Source organism: Azonexus hydrophilus (genome assembly GCF_905120355.1).
In the GTDB taxonomy this organism is placed as follows: domain Bacteria; phylum Pseudomonadota; class Gammaproteobacteria; order Burkholderiales; family Rhodocyclaceae; genus Azonexus.
The window spans coordinates 56,441-76,844 of sequence record NZ_CAJHOB010000003.1 but is presented as its reverse complement, the minus strand read 5'-3'; the positions used below and the strand labels follow the sequence as shown (position 1 = coordinate 76,844).

The 20,404-nt window shown below is 59.5% G+C and carries 25 protein-coding genes; 3 read left to right on the top strand and 22 right to left on the bottom strand.

The features are described from left to right. Position 1: 1 nt before the first annotated feature. The 12 genes from fliQ to fliF form a co-directional block, all read right to left on the bottom strand. Entirely contained in the window at positions 2–271 is a 270-nt protein-coding gene (gene fliQ / locus JYJ39_RS03060; protein ID WP_205201985.1) for a flagellar biosynthesis protein FliQ, read from the bottom strand. After that, on the bottom strand, positions 268–1,020 hold the full coding sequence (fliP, locus tag JYJ39_RS03055) for a flagellar type III secretion system pore protein FliP (RefSeq protein ID WP_205201983.1): 753 nt from the start codon (positions 1,018–1,020) through the stop codon (positions 268–270). The genes fliQ and fliP overlap by 4 nt, the downstream gene beginning before the upstream one ends. Next, positions 1,013–1,441 (bottom strand): flagellar biosynthetic protein FliO, encoded by a 429-nt coding sequence (fliO, locus tag JYJ39_RS03050; protein WP_240189521.1) that lies wholly within the window; start codon positions 1,439–1,441, stop codon positions 1,013–1,015. The genes fliP and fliO overlap by 8 nt, the downstream gene beginning before the upstream one ends. Positions 1,442–1,524: 83 nt before the next feature. After that, complete coding sequence (gene fliN, locus JYJ39_RS03045) at positions 1,525–1,959, bottom strand: flagellar motor switch protein FliN (protein ID WP_345890782.1); 435 nt, start codon at positions 1,957–1,959, stop codon at positions 1,525–1,527. Next, on the bottom strand, positions 1,949–2,965 hold the full coding sequence (fliM, locus tag JYJ39_RS03040; RefSeq protein WP_205201981.1) for a flagellar motor switch protein FliM: 1,017 nt from the start codon (positions 2,963–2,965) through the stop codon (positions 1,949–1,951). The genes fliN and fliM overlap by 11 nt, the downstream gene beginning before the upstream one ends. Before the next feature lie 10 nt (positions 2,966–2,975). Next, entirely contained in the window at positions 2,976–3,536 is a 561-nt protein-coding gene (locus JYJ39_RS03035) for a flagellar basal body-associated FliL family protein (protein ID WP_205201980.1), read from the bottom strand. Positions 3,537–3,560: 24 nt separating this feature from the next. Continuing rightward, entirely contained in the window at positions 3,561–4,595 is a 1,035-nt protein-coding gene (locus JYJ39_RS03030; protein WP_205201978.1) for a flagellar hook-length control protein FliK, read from the bottom strand. Positions 4,596–4,693: 98 nt separating this feature from the next. Next, the gene (fliJ, locus tag JYJ39_RS03025) at positions 4,694–5,143 is read right to left on the bottom strand and encodes a flagellar export protein FliJ (RefSeq protein ID WP_205201976.1); all 450 of its coding nucleotides are present in this window, start codon (positions 5,141–5,143) and stop codon (positions 4,694–4,696) included. Positions 5,144–5,152: 9 nt separating this feature from the next. Further along, a complete protein-coding gene (gene fliI / locus JYJ39_RS03020) occupies positions 5,153–6,565 on the bottom strand; it encodes a flagellar protein export ATPase FliI (RefSeq protein WP_205201974.1) in 1,413 nt (470 codons plus the stop codon). Then, complete coding sequence (locus tag JYJ39_RS03015) at positions 6,550–7,272, bottom strand: flagellar assembly protein FliH (RefSeq protein WP_205201972.1); 723 nt, start codon at positions 7,270–7,272, stop codon at positions 6,550–6,552. Before JYJ39_RS03015 ends, fliI begins: the two co-directional genes overlap by 16 nt. Positions 7,273–7,275: 3 nt before the next feature. Beyond that, on the bottom strand, positions 7,276–8,280 hold the full coding sequence (fliG, locus tag JYJ39_RS03010) for a flagellar motor switch protein FliG (protein WP_205201971.1): 1,005 nt from the start codon (positions 8,278–8,280) through the stop codon (positions 7,276–7,278). After that, positions 8,264–10,009: a flagellar basal-body MS-ring/collar protein FliF gene (gene fliF / locus JYJ39_RS03005; RefSeq protein ID WP_205201970.1), complete on the bottom strand. Its 1,746-nt coding sequence runs from the start codon at positions 10,007–10,009 to the stop codon at positions 8,264–8,266. The genes fliG and fliF overlap by 17 nt, the downstream gene beginning before the upstream one ends. 138 nt (positions 10,010–10,147) lie before the next feature. Here fliF and JYJ39_RS03000 point away from each other — a divergent pair, with 138 nt between their 5' ends. From JYJ39_RS03000 to fliE, 3 genes are all read left to right on the top strand, one after another. Continuing rightward, positions 10,148–11,362, top strand: a complete 1,215-nt coding sequence (locus tag JYJ39_RS03000) for a sensor histidine kinase (protein ID WP_205201969.1) — start codon at positions 10,148–10,150, stop codon at positions 11,360–11,362. A 7-nt stretch (positions 11,363–11,369) separates the two neighbouring features. After that, positions 11,370–12,749 (top strand): sigma-54-dependent transcriptional regulator, encoded by a 1,380-nt coding sequence (locus JYJ39_RS02995; protein WP_205201968.1) that lies wholly within the window; start codon positions 11,370–11,372, stop codon positions 12,747–12,749. Between the two features lie 69 nt (positions 12,750–12,818). After that, complete coding sequence (fliE, locus tag JYJ39_RS02990; RefSeq protein ID WP_205201967.1) at positions 12,819–13,139, top strand: flagellar hook-basal body complex protein FliE; 321 nt, start codon at positions 12,819–12,821, stop codon at positions 13,137–13,139. Positions 13,140–13,231: 92 nt separating this feature from the next. On the opposite strand, the gene JYJ39_RS02985 is transcribed toward fliE, so the two are convergent. From JYJ39_RS02985 to JYJ39_RS02940, 10 genes are all read right to left on the bottom strand, one after another. Continuing rightward, a complete protein-coding gene (locus JYJ39_RS02985; protein ID WP_205201966.1) occupies positions 13,232–13,525 on the bottom strand; it encodes a hypothetical protein in 294 nt (97 codons plus the stop codon). Between the two features lie 51 nt (positions 13,526–13,576). After that, positions 13,577–14,365, bottom strand: a complete 789-nt coding sequence (locus JYJ39_RS02980; RefSeq protein WP_205201965.1) for a flagellar brake protein — start codon at positions 14,363–14,365, stop codon at positions 13,577–13,579. Positions 14,366–14,377: 12 nt separating this feature from the next. Then, a complete protein-coding gene (locus tag JYJ39_RS02975; RefSeq protein ID WP_205201963.1) occupies positions 14,378–14,671 on the bottom strand; it encodes an EscU/YscU/HrcU family type III secretion system export apparatus switch protein in 294 nt (97 codons plus the stop codon). Continuing rightward, positions 14,649–15,767: a flagellar hook-length control protein FliK gene (locus JYJ39_RS02970; protein ID WP_205201962.1), complete on the bottom strand. Its 1,119-nt coding sequence runs from the start codon at positions 15,765–15,767 to the stop codon at positions 14,649–14,651. The genes JYJ39_RS02975 and JYJ39_RS02970 overlap by 23 nt, the downstream gene beginning before the upstream one ends. A gap of 42 nt (positions 15,768–15,809) precedes the next feature. Further along, positions 15,810–16,076 carry a hypothetical protein gene (locus tag JYJ39_RS02965; RefSeq protein WP_205201961.1) on the bottom strand — a complete coding sequence of 89 codons (267 nt, stop codon included), beginning with the start codon at positions 16,074–16,076 and terminating at the stop codon, positions 15,810–15,812. Then, positions 16,073–16,483 carry a flagellar export chaperone FliS gene (gene fliS, locus JYJ39_RS02960; RefSeq protein WP_205201960.1) on the bottom strand — a complete coding sequence of 137 codons (411 nt, stop codon included), beginning with the start codon at positions 16,481–16,483 and terminating at the stop codon, positions 16,073–16,075. The genes JYJ39_RS02965 and fliS overlap by 4 nt, the downstream gene beginning before the upstream one ends. Before the next feature lie 8 nt (positions 16,484–16,491). Next, entirely contained in the window at positions 16,492–17,835 is a 1,344-nt protein-coding gene (gene fliD / locus JYJ39_RS02955) for a flagellar filament capping protein FliD (protein WP_205201959.1), read from the bottom strand. A 56-nt stretch (positions 17,836–17,891) separates the two neighbouring features. Then, positions 17,892–18,320 (bottom strand): flagellar protein FlaG, encoded by a 429-nt coding sequence (locus JYJ39_RS02950; protein WP_240189520.1) that lies wholly within the window; start codon positions 18,318–18,320, stop codon positions 17,892–17,894. 135 nt (positions 18,321–18,455) lie between these two features. Continuing rightward, entirely contained in the window at positions 18,456–19,271 is an 816-nt protein-coding gene (locus JYJ39_RS02945) for a flagellin (protein WP_205201958.1), read from the bottom strand. 192 nt (positions 19,272–19,463) lie between these two features. Beyond that, on the bottom strand, positions 19,464–20,279 hold the full coding sequence (locus tag JYJ39_RS02940; RefSeq protein ID WP_205201957.1) for a flagellin: 816 nt from the start codon (positions 20,277–20,279) through the stop codon (positions 19,464–19,466). Positions 20,280–20,404: the final 125 nt, after the last annotated feature.

Genomic DNA, 20,404 nt, shown 5'->3' with positions numbered 1-20,404 from the left:
TTCAGCCAACGATTTGCGGAATGCTGCCGTAGAGCCGCTGGATGAAGTCAACCATGTACTGCAGCATCCATGGCCCGAACAGAATCAGGACGAGAAAAACCGCCACCAGCTTGGGAACGAACTGCAGCGTGGCCTCATTGATCGAGGTCGCGGCCTGAAAAATGCTCACGATCAGACCGACGGCCAGCGCCGCAATCAGTAGCGGCCCGGCCAGCACCAAGGCGGCTTCGATGGCCTGGCGGCCAATGTCCATGACGATGCCGGGGGTCATACGTTGAAGGTCTGGATGAGTGAGCCGATCACCAGATGCCACCCGTCAACCAGGACAAACAGCATCAGCTTGAAAGGTAGTGCCACCATGATGGGCGACATCATCATCATGCCCATCGACATCAGAATGCTGGCAACGACCATGTCGATGATGAGGAAGGGGATGAAGATCACGAAGCCGATCTGGAAAGCGGTTTTCAGCTCACTGATGACGAAGGAGGGGATCAGTATGCGCAGCGGGATTTCTTCGGGTCCGGCAATTTTTTCGATGCGGGCGATACTGGCAAAGAGTGCGATGTCCGATTCGCGCGTGTGCTTGAGCATGAAGGCGCGCAGCGGCACGACAGCCCGTTCGCCGGCCTGCATTACATTGATGCGGTTCTCGGCAAGCGGCACGTAGGCTTCGGTGTATATCCGTTCGAAAGTCGGGGCCATGACGAAAAAAGTCAGGAACAGCGACAGCCCGATGATGATCTGGTTCGACGGTGCGGTCTGCGTCCCCATGGCGTGGCGTAACAGCGAGAGCACGATGGCGATGCGGGTGAAGCTGGTCATCATCAGCATGGTCGCCGGGATGAAGCCCAGCGCCGTGATGAGCAGCAGGGTCTGAATGCTCAGGCTGTACGAGGTGCCGCCGCCGTTGGTCGGCGTGGCGGTGAGCGCCGGCAGAATCGGCGTTTGCGCCAGTAGGCTGCCGCTCACTGTCAGCAGCAAGGTGAAGATGAGAGGGCGGAGGAAAGTCTTAGACATCTTGGCGGCGTTCTCGCAAAGCTTGCAACCACTGGGCGAATGGCGGAATGGCCTGGCCGTCGTCACCAGGGGCGCTGCCACGCGGCAGGCGATGCAGGGTGCGGATCTGGCCCGGGACGATCCCGATGACCAGCCATTGATCTTCCACCTCCACCAGCACGATCCGCTCCTTGGGGCCGAGGGCAATGCCGCTGACCACTTTCAGGTTGCCCTGGCCGAAGGCCTTGCCGCCAGCCACCTTGCGGGCAGCCCAAGCGGCGGCGAGGAGCAGGCCGACGATCAGCAACAAGCCGAGGGTGGCTTGCAGGTAGGTGGCGGTCGACAACCCCGGGGCGGCATTTTCTGCCGCCTGGGCCAGCATGGGAAACAGCAGGAAAAGACCGGCGCCAACAGGCGCGGGATTCGGTACGGGATTCGGCACGGCGGCACGTCGGAAAAGAGTGGCCGCTATCTTAGCGTGAAATGTGCCGCCCGGGCCTCTGCCCGGGTGCCCGGCAGCGAATCTTAGCGGTTGATTTTGCGCATGCGTTCCGACGGGGTGATGATGTCCGTCAGGCGGATGCCGAATTTGTCGTTGACGACGACGACCTCGCCCTGGGCGATCAAGGTGCCATTGACCAGTACGTCCATCGGTTCGCCGGCCATGGCGTCGAGCTCGACGACCGAGCCGTGCGCGAGTTGCAGCAGGTTCTTGATGGTGATCTTGGTGCGGCCGAGTTCGACCGTGATCTGGACTGGAATGTCGAGGATCATGTCGAGTTCGTTCAGCACTCCGCCTGCGGCTGCCGGACTGTCGAAGGCGGGGAAGATGTGCGCCGGTTGTGCCGCCGGCGGTTCGCTGACCTGCTCGGCCATGGCGGCGGCCCAGTCGTCTTCGCTGATCTGTTCTTCTTCGACGGGGTTTTCGCTGGCGTCCATATTGTCCATGTCATCCGACATTCTTGTCTCCCGGTGCTGTTTCGCCGGCGCCACCTTCAGGGCTGGCGATGAATTTTTCGATACGTAGGGCGTACTGGCCATTCTGCTGGCCGTATGAACATTCCAGCAGGGCGATGCCATCTACCGTGGCTTCAACGCGTGGCGGGATGTCAATGGGGATGACGTCGCCCGGTTGCAGCTTCAGGATGTCGCGTAGCGACACCTCGCCAGAGCCGAGATTGGCCACCACTTCGACCTCAGCCCCCTGCAGCTGGCGGCGCAGGGTGCCGATCCAGCGTTTGTCGGTGGACAGCTGGTCGCTCTGCATGGTGCTGTAGAGCAGATCGCGGATCGGCTCGAGCATGGAATAGGGGAAACAGATGTGCATGTCCGCCGTGGCGCCGCCGAATTCGACGGTGAACGATGTCGATACGACAATTTCAGACGGCGTGGCAATGTTGGCGAACTGCGAATTCATTTCCGAGCGGATGTACTCGAACTGAATGTCGTGGACCGGTTTCCACGATTTTGAATATTCGGAAAAGACGACGCCCAGCAGGCCTTGAATGATGCGCTGCTCGGTCGCGGTGAAGTCGCGGCCTTCGACCCGGGTGTGGAAACGCCCGTCACCGCCGAACATGTTGTCGACGACGAGGAAAACCAGGTTCGGGTCGAACACGAACAGGGCCGTACCGCGCAAGGGTTTGGCGGCGACCAGGTTGAGGTTGGTGGGGACCACCAGATTACGGATGAATTCGCTGTACTTCTGAACGCGGATCGGGCCGACCGAAATCTCCGCGTTGCGGTGCATGTAGTTGAACAGGCCAATACGCAGATAGCGGGCAAAACGCTCGTTGATGAGTTCGAGCGTGGGCATGCGCCCACGCACGATGCGTTCCTGGGTGCCTAGGTTATAAGCACGGATGCTGGCATCTTCGCCCGCCTCGCGCTCCGGGTCGTCAGTCTCCCCGGTGACGCCTTTCAGGAGGGCATCAACTTCGTCCTGGGAGAGAAAATCGCCGGCCATGGCGCTCTGGTTACTGGATGATGAAGGAAGTGAAGAGTACGGACATCACCGGGCCCTCAGGGGCCACCATTTCGCCACGTTTGTTGCGTACCGGGGGATTGATGGCGGAATTGATTTCGGCGGCAATTTCTTTGGCAAGATTTTCCTTGCCTTCCTTCGGTTGCAGTTCGGAGGCTTTCTTGCTCGACAGCAGCAAGGTCACGTTGTTGCGGATGCGCGGCATCATGGCGGTCAATTGTGCCTGCGAGTCGGCGCTGTCCAGTTCGACGGAAATGATGACCTGCAGGTACTGCTCGCCATTCTCCGGCGCCAGATTGACCGTGAAGGTGTCGAGGCTGACGAAAACGGGCGGCTCGCCCTTGTCTTTTTTCTTCGCTGACTTCTTGACGCTTTCTTCGGCGACCTCTTCGTCAGCTTCCTCGTCATCTGACGGACTGCTTTTCAATAGCAGTACGGCGGCAACAGCCAGGGCGGCCAGTAGCAGCACGACGGCGGCGATGATGATCAGCAGTTTCTTGCTTTTTTTGGGTGGCGCATCAGTGAGTTCAGCTGGATTGGCATCCTTGGCCATATTTTTCCCCTGGTTTCTGGTTTATCAGGCAAACAGATCGACGAGTCCCTGGCCGCGCTGGATGGGGCGGGCGGACGCCGTGTCTATGCCGTGCTGGTCGGCCGGAAGTATAGCCCCATCGCTGGATTGCCGCGAATTTTCACCTTTGGCAGCGAATTGCTCTGCCTGCGCTTGCTGCTGCTGTTGCGAGCCGACATTCGCCTGACCCAGGTTGATGCCGGCACCGGCGAGCATTTCGCGCAGGCGGGGCAGGGCGTCTTCCAGGGCCTGGCGTACTTCCTGGCTGGCGCTGACGAAATGCGCCGTCATCTGCTCGCCGCTGAGGCTCAGGCTGATCTGGATCGGACCGAGGTGCGCGGGAGTGATATTGATCTGGGCGTTCTGCACATCACCGCGCGCCAGCCACAGAACGCGGTCGGAAAGCTGCTGCGACCATTTGTTGTCATGCAGGTGAGCGGTGATGCTGGGGGCGTTCTGCGGCGTGGAGGCGGCCGTTTCGTGCGATCGGCCGGCGGTATGTGTGGCTGTCGCGGAGTGGGTGGATAACGAGGTGGATAACGACGGAGTCTCGGCGCCAGCGGCATCCGGTTCAGCCTGCGGCGTCAGCTGACTGGTCATGGCGTCTGCGCGTGGCGCGCGCGTGTGCGCGAGCAAGGCAAACAGGTCGCTGCTGTTGCCCTTGCTGTTTCCGCCGCCGGAACCGAGCAGGACGTCATTGGCAGCATCCTCGTCCTGAGCATAGGCTGTGTCTGGTGCGAGTGGAATGGCGGTCGGTAGAGTGGTGGTCGGTAGAGTGGTGGCCAGCAGATTGGTGGCATTCTCTTCGCTGTGCTGCAGCAGGCTGTCGGGATCGAGCAGTTTTTTGGCCGTGCCGGAGAGAAGTGCTGCGAGTGCTGGATCGATCAAGGGGGTGTTCGCGGGGAAAAACGTTTCCAGCCCGCTGAGTTGCCCTGCCAGCAGTGCAGCAAAACCGCCGCCCATGGCGTCTGTGCCGGCGTCTGTTGTGGCCGAAGCGGTAGAGGCAGGTAGTGTGGCGAGCGGGGTAATGGAGAGTTCCATGGCGTTTTCTCTGGCAAGGTTATCAGCGGCTGCGTGCTATTTAAGCAAAAAGTGTGCCGATTTGCTGCTTGAAGAGGCCTTGGTCGCCGTGTGGACGTTCAGCTGTCGTCCTTGGGCGTGGAGAATTTCCGGGTGGTGAATTCGTCGAGCAACTTCTGTGCCTTTTTGTCTTCGTGCTTGCGCAGTTTTTCTTCGTGCCGGATGGCCAGGGTATCGATGGCTTTGAGCCGGGTATTTTGTGTGCGCCAGTGCTGCTGGCCGCGCAGGGTATTGTTTTCCGATTGGCGGACCTGCTTGGTCTGTTGCTCGATGGCTTCTTCGATGCGCCGCAGGAATTCCTGATAGTTGGCGATGATTTGCCTTGTCGTTCCGGCCTGTGTGGCCTGGCGCAGGCGTTCGACATATTCGTTACGGTATTCTTCAAGCATGCTGAGTTGCTGCCGTGAATTCTGTTCGGCAGCAATCAACTGACCCAAGCGGCGGCTGGCCTCGTCGGTGCGTTCCTGCATCAGTTCCAGCAAGGGTTGCAGAGCAAAGTTATGTGCCATGGTCTAGTGCTAGCTGAACAAGCTGGCCAGGTGTGCGGTACTGGCTGCGAAATCGGACTTTTCACTGATCTTTTGTTGCAGGAAAGCCTCCATGACCGGGTACATGGCCACGGCCTGGTCAAGTACCGGATCGGAGCCCGGGACGTAAGCGCCGACAGCAATCAGGTCACGTGAGCGCTGGTAGCGGGAAAACAGTACCTTGAAGCGGCGGATGTGGTCCAGGTGTTCCGGTGTGATCAGGCTGACCATGGCGCGACTGATCGATTGTTCGATATCGATGGCCGGATAGTGCCCGGCGTCCGCCAGGTTGCGGTTGAGCACGATGTGGCCGTCGAGGATGGCGCGTGCCGAGTCGGCGATGGGGTCTTGCTGGTCGTCGCCTTCAGCCAGGACCGTATAAAAGGCAGTGATCGAGCCGCCGCCAACCGGGCCATTACCTGTGCGTTCCACTAGTTGCGGCAGACGGGCAAAGACCGACGGCGGGTAACCTCGCGTGGCAGGCGGCTCTCCGATGGCCAGGGCGATTTCCCGTTGTGCCATGGCGTAGCGCGTGAGCGAATCCATGATGAGGAGAACATGCTTGCCCTGGTCGCGGAAATACTCGGCGATGGTGGTGGCGTAGGCCGCGCCCTGCAGACGCATCAATGGTCCGGTGTCAGCCGGGGCGGCGACGACGACAGAACGACGCCGGCCTTCCTCACCAAGAATTTGCTCGATGAATTCCTTGACTTCACGACCGCGCTCGCCGATCAGTCCGACGACGATGATCTCGGCTTCCGTGTAGCGCGCCATCATGCCTAGCAATACGGATTTGCCGACCCCGGAACCGGCAAACAAGCCCATGCGCTGGCCTCGGCCGACGGTAAGCATGCCATTGATGGCGCGGATGCCGACATCCAGCGGGTGTTCGATGTTGGCGCGCAACATCGGGTTGAACGGTCTGCTCTGCAGGGAGCGGGCTTGCGAGACTCGCAGCGGGCCGGCGTCATCGAGTGGGCGGCCGACCCCGTCGACCACGCGGCCGAGAAGTTCCTCGCCAACGGGAACTTGCTTGGTGCGGTCGATGGCCCGGCGTTTGTGGTGTGCCGGGTGTTCGATCTGCGGTGAAGGGCAGGGCGCGTCGAAAGGGACGACGCGGGCGCCGGGTGCCAGGCCGAATACTTCGTCCGAAGGCATCAGGTAGAGTTTTTCTCCGGCAAAGCCGACCACCTCGGCTTCCACCGGTGCGCCCGTGCCGGGATGGATGTGGCAGGTGCTGCCAAGTGGCAGCTTCAAGCCCGAAGCTTCCATGACCAGTCCGTTGATGCGAGTCAGGCGGCCCGAGGGCCACAGCGGTGCCGCAGTACTGGCGGCAATGCGGCAGCCTTCAAGAAAATCGTGCCAGCGTTTTGCGTGCGGGATAGGGTCTAGCGTAGCAGCCATTGCTCGGCATCAATCCCCATGTTTTCCAGGACGCGCCGCCAGCGGGTGTCCAGGCTGGCGTCAATTTCGCTGTGTCCGGCGCGCAGTATGCAGCTGCCGGGCGCAAGGTTCGGGTCGGCAACGCATTTGATCGGATCAGTGGTGCCCAGCTGGCCCACGCCTTCCTGCAGGGTGGCAAGGTCGTCCGGGTGTACATGTGCGCTGATGTGGCCGTGGTGTAACGGCAGCGCTTGCAGGGCTTCGCGGACGATGGGCAGGATCCGGTCGCGCTGGACTTTAACGGTACTGCCGATGACCTGTGCGGCGACCTCCAGGGCAACATCCAGCGTCTGTTCGGCAACGGTCTGGTCGAGAGCAGCCAGCGCTTCACGCCAGGCGGCGGTCAGGGTGGCGATGCCGGCCAGGGCTTCCTGGCGTGCCGCCGCCGCTTCGCTCTGTGCAGCCTCTTCCCCTTCGCGGCGGCCGATCTCCAGACCGGCGGCGTAACCTTCCTGTTGCGCCTGGTTATAGATGCCCTCGATTTCCTCTTGCGTGGGCAGTGTGATGACTGGCTCGCTGACCTCTTCCGGTGGGCCGGAGGGTTCTGCAGCGGGAGCCTCCGGGGAAGCTTCTGTCGGTGTGGGCCTGGGGCCGGCGCTGGCGGCGGAAAAATCGCCAATCTGCCAGCGCTGGACATCGGCTAGTTGTTCTTTGCGAATGACGGCCATGGCTTAGATCATCTGCTCGCCGCCGGCGCCGCCGAGAACGATCTGTCCTTCGTCGGCCAGGCGGCGTACCACCTTGAGGATTTCCTTCTGTTCGGCTTCCACCTCGGAAAGACGGACCGGGCCTTTCGATTCCAGGTCTTCGCGCAGCATTTCGGCGGCACGCTGCGACATGTTCTTGAAGATTTTTTCGCGCAACTCCGGCGATGCCCCTTTGAGGGCGAGGATGAGCGAATCCGATTGCACTTCGCGCAAAATCATCTGGATCGAGCGATCGTCAATGTCCATCAGGTTCTCGAAGACGAACATTTCGTCGAGAATCTTCTGCGCCAGTTCGGGATCGTATTCGCGGATGGCATCCACCACGGAAGTCTCGTTGGTGGTGCCGATGAAGTTGAGGATTTCGGCCACCGTACGGACGCCGCCCATCGCGGTGCGCTTGATGCTGGCCGAGCCGGACAGGATGCGCAGCATGGCTTCGTTCAATTCCCTCAGCGCGGCAGGCTGGATGCCTTCCAGCGTGGCGATGCGCAGCACGACATCATTACGCAGGCGCTCGGAAAAGTGGTTGAGGATTTCGCTGGCGTGGTCGTGTTCGAGGTGCACCAGGATGGTGGCAACGATCTGAGGGTGTTCGTTCTTGATCAGGTCGGCCACGGTTTGCGCGTCCATCCACTTCAGGCCTTCGATGCCGGAAGTTTCACCGCCCTGCAGGATGCGTGAGATGAGGTTGGACGCCTTGTCGTCGCCGAGTGCCTTGGTCAGTACCGAACGGATGTAATTGTCGGTATCCACGTGCATGGAGGCTTTTTCTTCCGCATGCTTGTGAAATTCGTCAAGCACGGTCTCCACCGTGGTTCGCGGCACGGTACGCAGGCCCGCCATGGCGTGGCCGAGTTTTTGCACTTCGCGCGGGCCGAGCAGCTTGAGCACCTCGGCGGCATGATCTTCACCCAGCGCAATGAGCAGGGTGGCGCTTTTCTCCAGACCTTCTTCAGGACCCGCCGGCATTCATCCACTCCCTGATGATGTTGGCGACCGCCTTCGGGTCGCTTTGCGCCAGATCGCGCGCTTTTTGTACCTTGGCCGCGTAATGGTCGATCTGGACGCTGCCCTCGTAGTCTTCGTCGTCCTCGCCAATTTGCGCTGCACCAGCGGCCCCCGCCACGCCCGCCACGTCGCTGGCCTCCTTCTCCGGTTCCGGGAACATGGTTTTAAGCGAGGGTTGAATCACCTTGAAGTAAAGGAAGGCGATGATGGCCGCAATCAGCAGGTACTTGACCAGATCCCTGGCGTAATCGATGTTGTCCGGATCCTTCCACAGCGGCACACTGATGTCTTCCTTGCCGCTGGCAGTAAAGGGCGCGTTGGCGACGGACAGGGAGTCGCCGCGTGCCTGACTGAAGCCCATGGCTTCGCGGACCAGATCGTTGATCTGTTTCATTTCTTCATCACTCAAGGGTTTGGTGATTTCCTTGCCTGTTTTGGCATCGGTACCCGGTCGGTGATTGACGACGACAGCAGCGGTCAGGCGGCGGATGGCGCCCATGCCTTGCTTGGTGTGGCGGATGGTGCGATCCAGCTCGTAATTGATGGTGGCATTTTTGCTGGTATTAAGCGGTTGCCCAGCGGCCTCCAAGGGTGCGGTGATCCCCGCAGCATCGATCTTGCCGGGTTCGCCGGCAGCCGGTTGCCCGGGGCGAGGAGGCTGGCCCCCGGTGGCCGGTGCAGTGAGAGGCGCGGTGGCCGGCACCGGCGGCTGATTGGTCAGTGCGCCCGGGACGCCGCCGGCTGGCTGGCTGATGCTGGCAGTTTCGTTGTTCTGCTGACTACGGATGGCGCTCGCTTCGGGCGAGTTGTTGGGGCGGAAGGTTTCGGCAGTCTGTTCGCTTTGCGTGAAATCGATGTCGGCAGCGACTTGTACCTTGAAATTGTCCGAGCCCAGTAGCGGTTTCAGGATTTGCTCGATGCGGGAACTGATCCCGTTTTCGATCTCGCGGACATACTTGATCTGGGTGGCGTCGAGACCGGCTTCGGTGAGCCTGTTCTTCAGCGTGGACAGGAGGCTGCCGCTCTGGTCGAGGATGCTGACGTTGCTGGCCTGCAGTTGCGGCACGCTGGAGGACACCAGATGGGTGATGCCGGCGATCTGCGCGGCATCCAGCGCTCGGCCGGGATGGAGACTGAGCAGGACCGAAGCCGTGGGCTTCAGTTCCTCGCGGACAAAAACGCTTGGTTTGGGGATGGCCAGGTGGACGCGAGCGGCCTGTACGGCACCGATCGACATGATGGTGCGCGCCAGTTCGCCTTCAAGGCCGCGCTGATAGTTCACCTGTTCAGCAAACTGGCTGATACCGAATTTCTGGTTTTCCATCAATTCGAAACCGACCATGCCACCATGCGGCAAGCCTTGTGCTGCAAGTTTCAGGCGCACCTGGTGTACCTGTTCGGCAGGCACCATGATGGCCCCGGTAGGGGAGAGTTTGAACGGGGTATTCTGTTTCTCCAGAACGGCGATGATGCTGCCGCCATCCTTTTCGCCCAGATTGGAGAACAGTACCTTGAAGTCTGGTTGCCGGCTCCAGAGCACCGAACCGACGATGACCGCGACAATGGCGGCAATGGCAACACCCAGCCCGATTTTCTGCTGCCCGCTCAGGCGGTCGAAAGCCTCCCGCAGGCGGGCCACCGGATTATCCGGGGGGGCGGTTCCTGCGGTGGTCTCAGTGCTGACAGCCATGCGTGCTCATCGTGGGGTTGCTGGGGAGAAAATCAGAAGAATCAATTGCGAAGCCAAACTTTCCTAGAATTATTCTACTATTACCGCCGCCCATTTCACTAATCGACATCCTGCTTTCAGCTGTTTGGCTTATTTTAAATGACAGAACTGCCCCCCCAGATGTTTGATCCGCAGCACCCGGACAAGGCTGCCGAATTGCAGCGGGCCTTCGCCATGTTCAATCAGGTTTCGGCCGATCTGACCCGCGCGTATGAGGCTTTGCAGGGCAAGGTCGCGTCGTTGACAGAAGAGCTGGCGGTCGCTAATGGCGAATTGCGGCGGCAGTACCAGGAGAAGGAAGCCTTGTCCGAGCGCCTTTCTTCTTTGCTTGACGCCATGCCTGCCGGCGTCGTGCTGCTGGATGCGCTGGCGCATGTCACTGCGCTCAATCCGGTGGCGCTGACGATGTTTGGTCCGGAGGTGGTCGGGGCGCACTGGGGGGACGTGGTGGCGCGTTTTCTCGAGCCGACTCTGACCGCCGGTGAATGGCGCCTGGGGGAGCGCTGTCTGTCGATGGCAGAAAGTATTCTTCCCTCGGGTGACGGCAAGATTCTGGTTCTGCACGACATTACCTCGGCGCAGCGGATGAAGGAGGAGCTGGGGCGTAGTCAGCGCCTTGCCGCGATGGGTGAAATGGCGGCTTCGCTGGCGCACCAGCTACGGACGCCCCTGGCTGCAGCACTCTTATACACGGCGAATCTTGGTCAGCCGGGCGTGAACGAGGCTGCGCGACTGAAATTCTCGGAAAAAGCGGCTAGTCAATTGAAACGCCTGGAGCGTTTGATTCAGGATGTGCTGCTCTACGCCCGTGGTGAGAGCATCGGGCGGGACGTCTTGCCCGCAGGAGATTTGCTGGCAGAGGTGCGGCAGACGATGGAACCCTTGGCGCGTGCGCAAGGGGTCGAGTTTGTGGTCGACGATGCCTGTTCGGCGGTCGAAATCGTGGGGAGTCGCAAGGCGTTGGCGGGCGCGCTGGTTAATCTGCTGGAAAATGCCCTGCAGGCAACGCCGGCAGGGGGAAAGATTTACCTGGGCGGCAAAATTTGCCCGGCAGGGGTGGTGTTCACAGTGCGTGACGGTGGCCCGGGGGTACCGCATGAAAAGCGGGAGCGCATCTTTGAGCCTTTTTTTACCACCAAAGGGCAGGGAACCGGTCTCGGGCTGGCGATTGCCCGCGGTGTGGCCCGGGCGCACGGTGGTACGATCGAGTTGTCGTCGGCGCCCAGGTCAGCCGTGGTGGCGGACGGGGACGCATCGGGGGCGGAATTTGTGATGACTCTGCCGGTTGGCGTAGGGTCAGGTGAGGGAAAGTGAAGGAAACATGAGCGAACACGCACTACCTGTTCTCGTTGTGGAAGATGATCCCTGCTTGCGCGAGGCGATCGGCGATACGCTGGAACTGGCTGGTCGCGCCTATGTGGCCGTCGATGGGGGCGAAGCGGCGCTGGCGGCGCTGACCAAGCAGGCGTTCTCCATCGTGGTAAGCGACGTGCGCATGATGCCGATGGATGGCATCACTTTGTTGAAGGAAATCCGTCAACGCTTGCCGCATTTGCCCGTGGTGTTGATGACCGCCTTTGCTGAAGTCGAAAAGGCTGTTGATGCCATGCGCAGCGGTGCCTGTGATTTTTTGCTCAAGCCATTCGAACCGCAGGCCTTGCTCGGTTATATCGGCAAATATGAACTGGCGGCACGCGCCGAAGATCAGGGGGTGATTGCCGAAGATGTGGCCAGCCGCGACATGTTTGCCATGGCGCGTCGGGTGGCGCAGACCGATGCTACGGTGCTGCTGACAGGTGAATCTGGGGTTGGCAAAGAAGTGGTCGCTCGCTTCATCCATCAGAATTCGGCCCGCAGCAAGGGACCGTTCGTGGCCATCAACTGTGCGGCGATTCCAGATAGCCTGCTGGAGGCGACCTTGTTCGGTTACGAGAAAGGCGCGTTTACCGGCGCCCAGCAGGCTCAGCCGGGAAAATTCGAACAGGCCCAGAATGGCACCCTGTTGCTCGACGAGGTCACCGAAATGCCGCTCGGATTGCAGGCCAAACTTTTGCGCGTATTGCAGGAGCGGGAGGTTGAGCGGGTAGGAGGTAAGAAGCCGGTAGCGCTCGATATCCGCATCATTGCCACCTCCAACCGCGAGATGCAGGAAGCGGTGGCGCGCGGCGTGTTCCGTGAGGATCTTTATTACCGACTGAATGTGTTCCCGGTGGCCATTCCGGCGTTGCGCGAACGGCCGTTGGATATTCTGCCAATTGCCCGCCATTTCATGGTTGAACATGGTGCGCGTTTCGGGCGCAACGGCATGGTGCTGAGCAAGCAGGCTGAATGTGCGCTGACTGGTTATCACTGGCCCGGTAATGTGCGAGAGCTGGAAAATGTCATGCAGCGGGCCTTGATTCTGGCGCCCGGAGAGCAAATTGAGGCTGGGCACCTGAACTTGCCTGTGTCTACGGTAGCTGCAGATGTTCAGGCGCCGGGAGAAACTGTGGCTGTGCCGGCAGCGCAGGCCGAGGAAGTCGTGGCGGTATCTGCAGTAGAGGCTGGCAACGTCAAAGACATCGAGCGCGAGCACATCCTGAAGGTGCTGGCCGAGGTCGGCGGCTCACGCAAGCTGGCTGTTGAACGCCTGGGGATTTCAGTGCGCAAATTAAGGTATAAACTGCAAGAGTATCGAGAGGCGGGGTTTTACCGCGATTGAATCTTGCGTCTAGGTTGATTTGAACTGGCCTGGTTGTTGCTAGTCTTGGGTCAGTTGAAGGAGTTTGCGATGGACACCAAAGGAATCGAACAAATGCTGAGCGTGCTGCGCACGACGGCAGCACAGGCTTCGGGAAAGACCCCGGAAACCCCCGCTGTTGACGGGGCGGTGGATTTTGCCAGCGTGCTCAAGGGCTCGATCGACAAGGTCAATTCCACGCAGCAGTCAGCCACACAGATGGCAGAAAAGATGGTGGCGGGTGATACCAGCCAGAATCTGCATGAGGTGATGGTGGCGTTGCAGACAGCCAGTGTTTCCTTCCAGGAAATGGTGCAGGTGCGCAACAAACTGGTGACGGCGTATCAGGAAATGATGAACATGCAGGTCTGATACGGATCTGTTTGTTCGCAGGTGGGGGTGCCTTGCCTGCCTGTCCTGCCGTGTCTGCTGAGTGCGCAAACACATTTTCCGGTTTCCAGCGGTTATAGATATTTTCTTGAGGCTTCTTCCTGTGCCCGGCGCAGTGCCTCTTGCTTGGCCAGGATGGCAGCCCGGCGCGCTGCCTCGGCCTCTTCCTTGCGCAGGCGTGCTTCGGCACGACGCAGGCTGGCACGTCGGCTGCGCTGTATCGCTCGGCTGAAGAAGACGAGCGAGGCCACAACTGCGATGCCAACCAAGGCCTGCTCGAGGGGAGTGTCGATCAGGATGTAAATCATGATCAGGCCAAGTATGAGGTCGATCCAGAAATGCTGGAATTGGATACTGCTTTCTTGCATGTGGATATCGCCCAGTCCTGGAATGGGCTCTGTGTGTGCTTGTGATGGGGATCAGATCAGGTCGGTTTGAGCTTTGCGTGCTCTTTCCAGACGGGTAATGTAGCGTTCGATCAGGTTCTGTCTGGCACTGGGCAGGTTGACGTATTCGCAGCCCAGTCTGAGCTGCATCTGTCCGTTGGCTGTTTCCAGGCGCGATATTTCGCGGACCCTCAAGTTGACGGATATCACACTTTCGTCCGGTATTTCCAGGCGACAGTCGGTGAACAGTTCGCCTAGCGAAAAATGCTCTGCTGCCTCGACTGGGCCGCTCAGGCACAGTCCTCCCCCGCTGATGTCGAGTAGCGGGAAGTCGAATACTTCACTTTCCGTCTCTCCATGGTGCTTGACCAATTTGCAGCGTAAGGGATTGATGCGCGGTGTGTCGATGCGGAAGAATTCGCGCCGCTGCAGGCGGAGCATGGCTTGTGGCAGACGGGTCAGGAGTGCCGGACTGTTTTCGTGCTGCGTTTGTTGCAAGGGGCCGAGACGAATTTGCACCTTGACCTTGTCCATGCTGGTCGTCAGCGTGGAACTGGTCGATTTCAGGGCGCTTTCCAGCAATTCCGGCAAGCCAGGGGCGTCAAGGATCAGTTCCCCCGTTTTTTCATTGATGCTGATGATGGAGGTCAGGAAAAACTGGTCAAGGTGATTCGGATAGAGCGTAATGAAGTTACGCTGGTCCTTGAGAAGCTTCAGATGCCAGATGATTTCGCGTGGATTACTGATGATGTACCGGCCATAGCGGTTGGGCTGGTCGATTTCAAAGACAGGGTGCAAGGTTGTTTCGGACAAATCGGACATGGCACTCGTGATTCAGATTGGGGCCTCGGTGACGTCCCCTTGTTCCAGGCGGTAAAGCCAGGCAAGAAGCTCGGCAACGGCCATGTATAACTGGGGAGGGATGTGTTCGTCAATATCTACCTGGCTGAGCAGGGCGACCAGTTCAGGTGATTCATGTACGTAAACGCCGTGTTCCTTGGCTTTGGCTATGATCTGTTCGGCAATCTGGCCGCGCCCCTTGGCCACCACGCGGGGGGCGGCGTCGGTTTGCTGGTAGGTGAGCGCAATGGCTTGGCGCGCTGTCTCATTCGAATTCGGTGGGGGCATGTTCGATCAGGACGTGCTGGATTTTCAGGCCGGCTGCTTCCATCTGTGACTGTAGACCGGGGATGGCCTGGCGCAGGTGGTTTTCGCCGAAATCAGAGTCTGCCTCGATACGCAGCGCGATGCTGCCATCGGGTTGCAGATGGATTTGAGCGTCGACGCCGCCGAGGCGCGGCAGTGCCAGTTTCAGGCGGGTACGCCAGTGTTTTTGCTCGCCATCGTCATTAGGGCTGGCGTTTTCATTCTGTTCGCCGATCTCCCACCACATTTGCTGCCCTGGCCATACTTGCCCTTGCCAGGCGTAGTTCTGGTTAGCCAGTCCGTCGAGTTGCTGTTGCACCAGGGGAGTGATTTCACGCGGAATACCGGCTTGTGCAGTGGTTTGAGCTGCGGGCTGAGCGTTTTGCTGGGGTTGTGGTGCTTGCTGTGCGCTAGCCTCACGTCCACTCTGTGCCGCTGTGCTTGCCTGTTGGGGATTTTGCCCCTGTGCGGGGGCGGGCAGTTGGCCTTGCGGCTCTTGCCGCAGGGCTTCGGTGGGGAGCTTGCCGGCCACCCAGCGCGCCTGGTGGGCTTCGTAGAACATACCACTCTGGGTCAGGGCTTGTTTGAGCAACGGTGCAAAATCAGCGCCACTTTTCGGCCCTTGTTCGAGTAGCGCCTGGTTGCCATTGAGCGCAGCCGGCGGCGGCCGGCGGTCACCTTCACCGTCGACGCCTTTCATCAGGTCGCCGATCAGTTTGCCTGTATTACTGAAGGTGGTGGGGACAGAGGGATCCTTGGCCTGCGCTTCGCCACGATTGGTGACGATAGCGAGCGTCAGTTTGCCGTTGGTTTCAGTGACTTCTAGTTCCAGGCTGTCGCCGGCTTTGGCAGCAAAAGGGAGTGAGAGTGTGACCTCACGCTGTGCAACCAGCGCGCGATAGCTGCCATTGGGCAGCATGGCCTGGACTTCGGCGAGTACCCGTTGGCCGGGAACAAGGTTGCTGAGTACATCAGCAACGCGTGAGGCAGGCGCGACAGGCTGTGTCGGCTGCGGCTGGGCAGGTTTCTGCTCCGGGATCACCGCCCGCAGCGTGCTGGCAAGGTCGGCGGGGATCATAAAATAACGAAGATGTGGTGGGTAAAAAGTGAAATGCGGAGGTTAAGGCGTGTCGCCAAAAGCGGCGAGGAGGCGAGCGATATCTTCTTTCAGTGGCCCGGCCCGTTCTGTCAGTGCGGCAATGTCTGTAAGCACGGCAGCAATCGCTTCTCGATCTGCGGCCTGAGGCGCCGGCAGTTTGCCGCTACGGAGCAATGTATCCATCTGCGCGGCAATTTCGGCAGATTTTTCCCAGTTGCCCGCTTCGCCGTACTTGCGCATTTCGCTGGCAATGATGGCGAAGGATTGATAAGGCGTGCGTCCACTCATCGCGTTTGCTGTTTGCCGGGTTCGATCTGATTCCAGGCATCGTGAATTTCGGAAAGCAGGCCGTGGACTTCATCCATGGTCGGGATGTCGTTCTTTATGTTGGCCCAGAGCAGGCGCGACACCATGTAGTCGTAGAGTGCGGCCAGGCGCTCGGCCAGCTCGCCGCCTTGCTGTATGTCCAGGCTAGCTTTGAGGCCGTTGGAGATGATGTCAATGGCTTTTGAGATGTGCGTACCCCGCTCTCCGTGGTTACCTTGCTCGGCGTGCACACGAGCGATGGCAATGGCGCTCTCGGCACCTTCGAACAACAAAACGATCAGCCGATGTGGGTCGGCTGATCGAACGTCGGAATCGCGGCCCAACTCGGCGTAGACGCCGGCTGGGCTGTAGTTGCGGCTGGAAAACATCGTGGTGCTTAGCTCGTGGTTAATCGCGACAGGTTTTGCGCCAGATAACTGCTGACCGAGTTCATGTTGCTCATCAGGGTATCCAGCGCGCTGAACTGGGCGCGGTAGCGTTTTTCGACCGTTTCAAGGCGCATGGTAAGCGCTTCCTGGCGGCTTTCCAAGCTTTTTACGGTGAGGCGCAAACCTTCCGTGCTGGCCTGAATTTGCCCGCCGGTGCCGGTGATGCGGTCCATGCCGGTGTCGAAAGCACTGCCGACAGCGGCGGCAAGATTGGCGACCGCCTCCGGGTTCTTGTCGATGGCGGCGGCAAATTTGTCTGCATCGAGCGTCAGTTTGCCGTCGGTGGTCTTGAACGAAATGCCGATATCGCTCAAACGCTGGGTCGCACCGTCGGTCGTGGCGGTCGTGTCGAATACGAGGCGGCTCAAGGTTTGCTGGGCGTTACGCAAAATATCGTTGCCTTGCAGCTCGCCGGCAACCTTGCTGTCTTTGTTGTAGCTGCCCATGCTCGACATGCTGGAAACGGCATCGTTGTAGGCGGTGACAAAGCCTTCCAGCGCTTTTTTGAGGTTGCTGTTGTTGTCTTGCTTGATAGACAGCGTCGCCTGGCCTTCGCCGGTGAGATTCAGGGTGACGCCGCTGATCACATCGGTGACCTTGTTCGATCCACTGCTGGCGGCGATGCCATCGACAGTGAATGCGGCATCGCGCGCCGCCTGGCTGCGCGTGAAATCGCCCGCGTTGCTGGCGGCGTTGTAATTCAGGCCGGCGATGCCACTCAGGGAAAACGCTTTGCCGGCACCGTCTTCGCCGGAAAGCATCAGCGTCGGCCCGCTCGTGCCATTGACGACGGTAGCGGTAACGCCGGTTTTGGCCTGATTGATGGCATTGCGGATGCCCTCGGCCGACGTGTCGGTAATGTTGATATCGGTTTCTGTGCTGCCGACGGTGATCTTCAAGGTACCGGCAGTTACCCCCCCCAGGGAGCCGGCACTGATTTTCTGGCCTTGCGCGAGCTGGGTTACGTCGAGTTTGTAGGTGCCTGCTACCGCGCCGGTACCGGCAGTTACTGTGCCGATTTCGCCGCCGCTCGGGGTTTTTGAGAGGCTGGCCTCAAATTTGGCAAATTTTTCCAGCGCACTTTGCAAGACATTGGGTTTCATGTCCTTGGCGGCTGTTTGCAGGGCGCTGAGTTTGCTGCTCAATTTTCCCAAGGAGGAAATTTTTGCGTTGTAGGCGCTCGCTTGGTTTTGTAACTGGGTCAGCGGGCGTTTTTCAACCGACATCAGGCTTTTGACCAGCCCTTCCAGGTCCATGCCGGAACCGGCGCCGAGTGAAGAAATGGTGGCCATGATGTTTCTCCTTTACTGAAAACAATATTTGTCCGGGTGCTCTGGACGTGTGTGGCTCAGGCTTTTTGCTGCACCAGCAGCCCTTTTAGTTTATCCAGCGCTTTCGCGAGTTCAAGGGCTTCTTCCGAGGGGAACTGCTTGATGACTTCCTTGGTTTCCTTGTCCATCACCTTGACTACGACGGTGCCGCTGTCGTCGTCGATGGAAAACTCCAGGGAGGTGTTTTGCGGTTTGATGAATTCGTTTAACGCGTCAATGCTGCTCTGCAAATTTTGCCGCTGGTCTTGCGCGCTGTCTTTGCCTTGCTCGGCATTGCTACCGCGAGCTGCGCTGTTGACCGCAGTCGGCGGGGTATTCGGCGCGTGGGGTGCTGCGGCAGAATTTTCCCGTACGGCCGCCTGGGTGTTGCCGGGGTTGGGAGTTTGTGCAGGCGTAGGCGTGACTGCGGTTAAACGTGTCATTGAGCCGATGCTGTTGATATCCATCTCTTTCTCCTGTGCGTTCAGGGCGGCGCGGGGGTGCCGCACAAGCGGCAAAGGGTGGAGTGACTTTCGCCACCCCACCCAGACCAGTTTCAAGCGAAGCTGGCGTTATGCCGTATCAAGCTTTGGCGCGAAACCTTAGCCACGCAACAGCGAGAGCACGTTCTGCGGCAGGGCGTTGGCCTGGGCCAGCATGGCCGTACCGGCTTGTTGCAGAATCTGCGAACGGGCCAGCTTGGCAGTTTCAGAGGCGTAGTCGGTATCCATGATGCGGCTACGGGCACCTTCGGTGTTTTCCTGGGCGGCAGACAACTGGCTCAGCACGCCTTCGAAGCGGTTCTGGATGGCACCCAGGTCAGCACGTGCAGTGTTGATGTTGGTGATTGCCGTATCCAGAGCGCCCATGGCGGTGGTGGCTGCTGCAACGTCGGAGATGCTGCCCAGGCCCGACGAGCTGACCGAGCTGATGGTGACAGAAATCTGCGATTCGGAGGTCGTGGTGGCACCGATCTGGAAATTGATGGAGGAGAAAGTGCCGTCAAGCAATTTTTTGCCGTTGAACTCGGTTGCGCTGACTGCACGGGTAATTTCGCTTGCCAGTTGCTGGAATTCCTTGTCCAAGGCACCACGGTTGACCGAGTCATATTGACCGGAAGCCGCCTGCACAGCCAATTCACGCATGCGCTGCAGGTGACCAGAAACGACCGAGATACCGGCTTCGGCGGTTTGTGCTGCAGAGATGCCGTCATTGGCGTTACGCATGGCGACCGTCATGCCGCGCGACTGGGCGCTCATTTTTTCAGCAATAGCCAGACCAGCGGCGTCGTCCTTGGCGCTGTTGATGCGCAGGCCGGAAGACAGGCGTTGCAGGGCGTTGTTCAGGGAGCCTTGCGAAGTGGTCAGGTTACGCTGGGCGTTGAGCGACGGGATGTTGGTGTTGATAACGGAGGCCATTTTTCTACTCCTTGGATAACAAAATTGTTCGGAAAGTCAGACCTAGTGTTTGTGTTGCTACGTCCGCTTGAGATGATTAACGGCGGGTGGCGGAATTACTTTAGCGTGCAGGAGAGATTTTTTGGCGGCCTACTGTCGTCATTCATCAAATGAAAAAGGCCGCGAGAGGCGGCCTGGATTGAGCGGTCAAATTTAGCCCTGGAGCAGGCTTAGCACATTCTGCGGCAGTGCATTGGCTTGCGCCAGCATGGCCGTGCCGGCTTGTTGCAGAATTTGAGCACGGGCCAGCTTTGCTGTTTCAGAGGCATAGTCGGCATCCATGATGCGGCTGCGGGAGGCTTCGGTGCTTTCCTGTGCTGCGGAAAGTTGGGTGAGCACGCCTTCAAAGCGGTTCTGGATGGCACCGAGGTCGGCGCGTGCGGTATTGATGTCGGTGATGGCAGTATCCAGTGCGGCCATCGCGGTGGTGGCGCCGGCAACGTCAGTGATGGCGCCGAGGCTGGCGGTGCTGACTGAATTGATGGTGACGGAAATCTGCGATTCGCTGGTGGTGGTGGCGCCCACCTGGAAAATGACGCTGGTGAAGGAGCCGTCAAGCAGTGCTTTGCCATTGAATTGGGTGGCGTCGATGGCACGGGTGATTTCGCTGCGCAACTGCTGGTATTCCTTGTCCAGTGCGCCGCGATTGATCGAGTCATATTGGCCGGAGGCTGCCTGCACGGCCAGTTCGCGCATGCGCTGCAAGTGATTGCTGATGACGGAAATGCCTGCTTCTGCGGTCTGGGCGGCAGAAATCCCGTCGTTGGCATTACGCATGGCGACGACCATGCCGCGCGATTGGGCGTTCATCTTTTCGGCAATCGCCAGACCGGCAGCATCGTCCTTCGAGCTGTTGATACGCAGGCCCGAGGAGAGGCGCTGCAAGGCGGTGCTCAAGGCACCCTGGGACGTATTCAGGTTGCGCTGCGCATTCAGTGAAGCAATATTGGTGTTAATGACTTGCGGCATGACAATCTCCTCAGGAGAAATTTTCGATAGCAACTGTTGGCAGGCACGATGTGCCACGGACCTGGTTTGTTTTAAGCATGTAGCGTGCCAGTTTTGTTTTTGGGCGCTTGAAGTGAATCCGATTA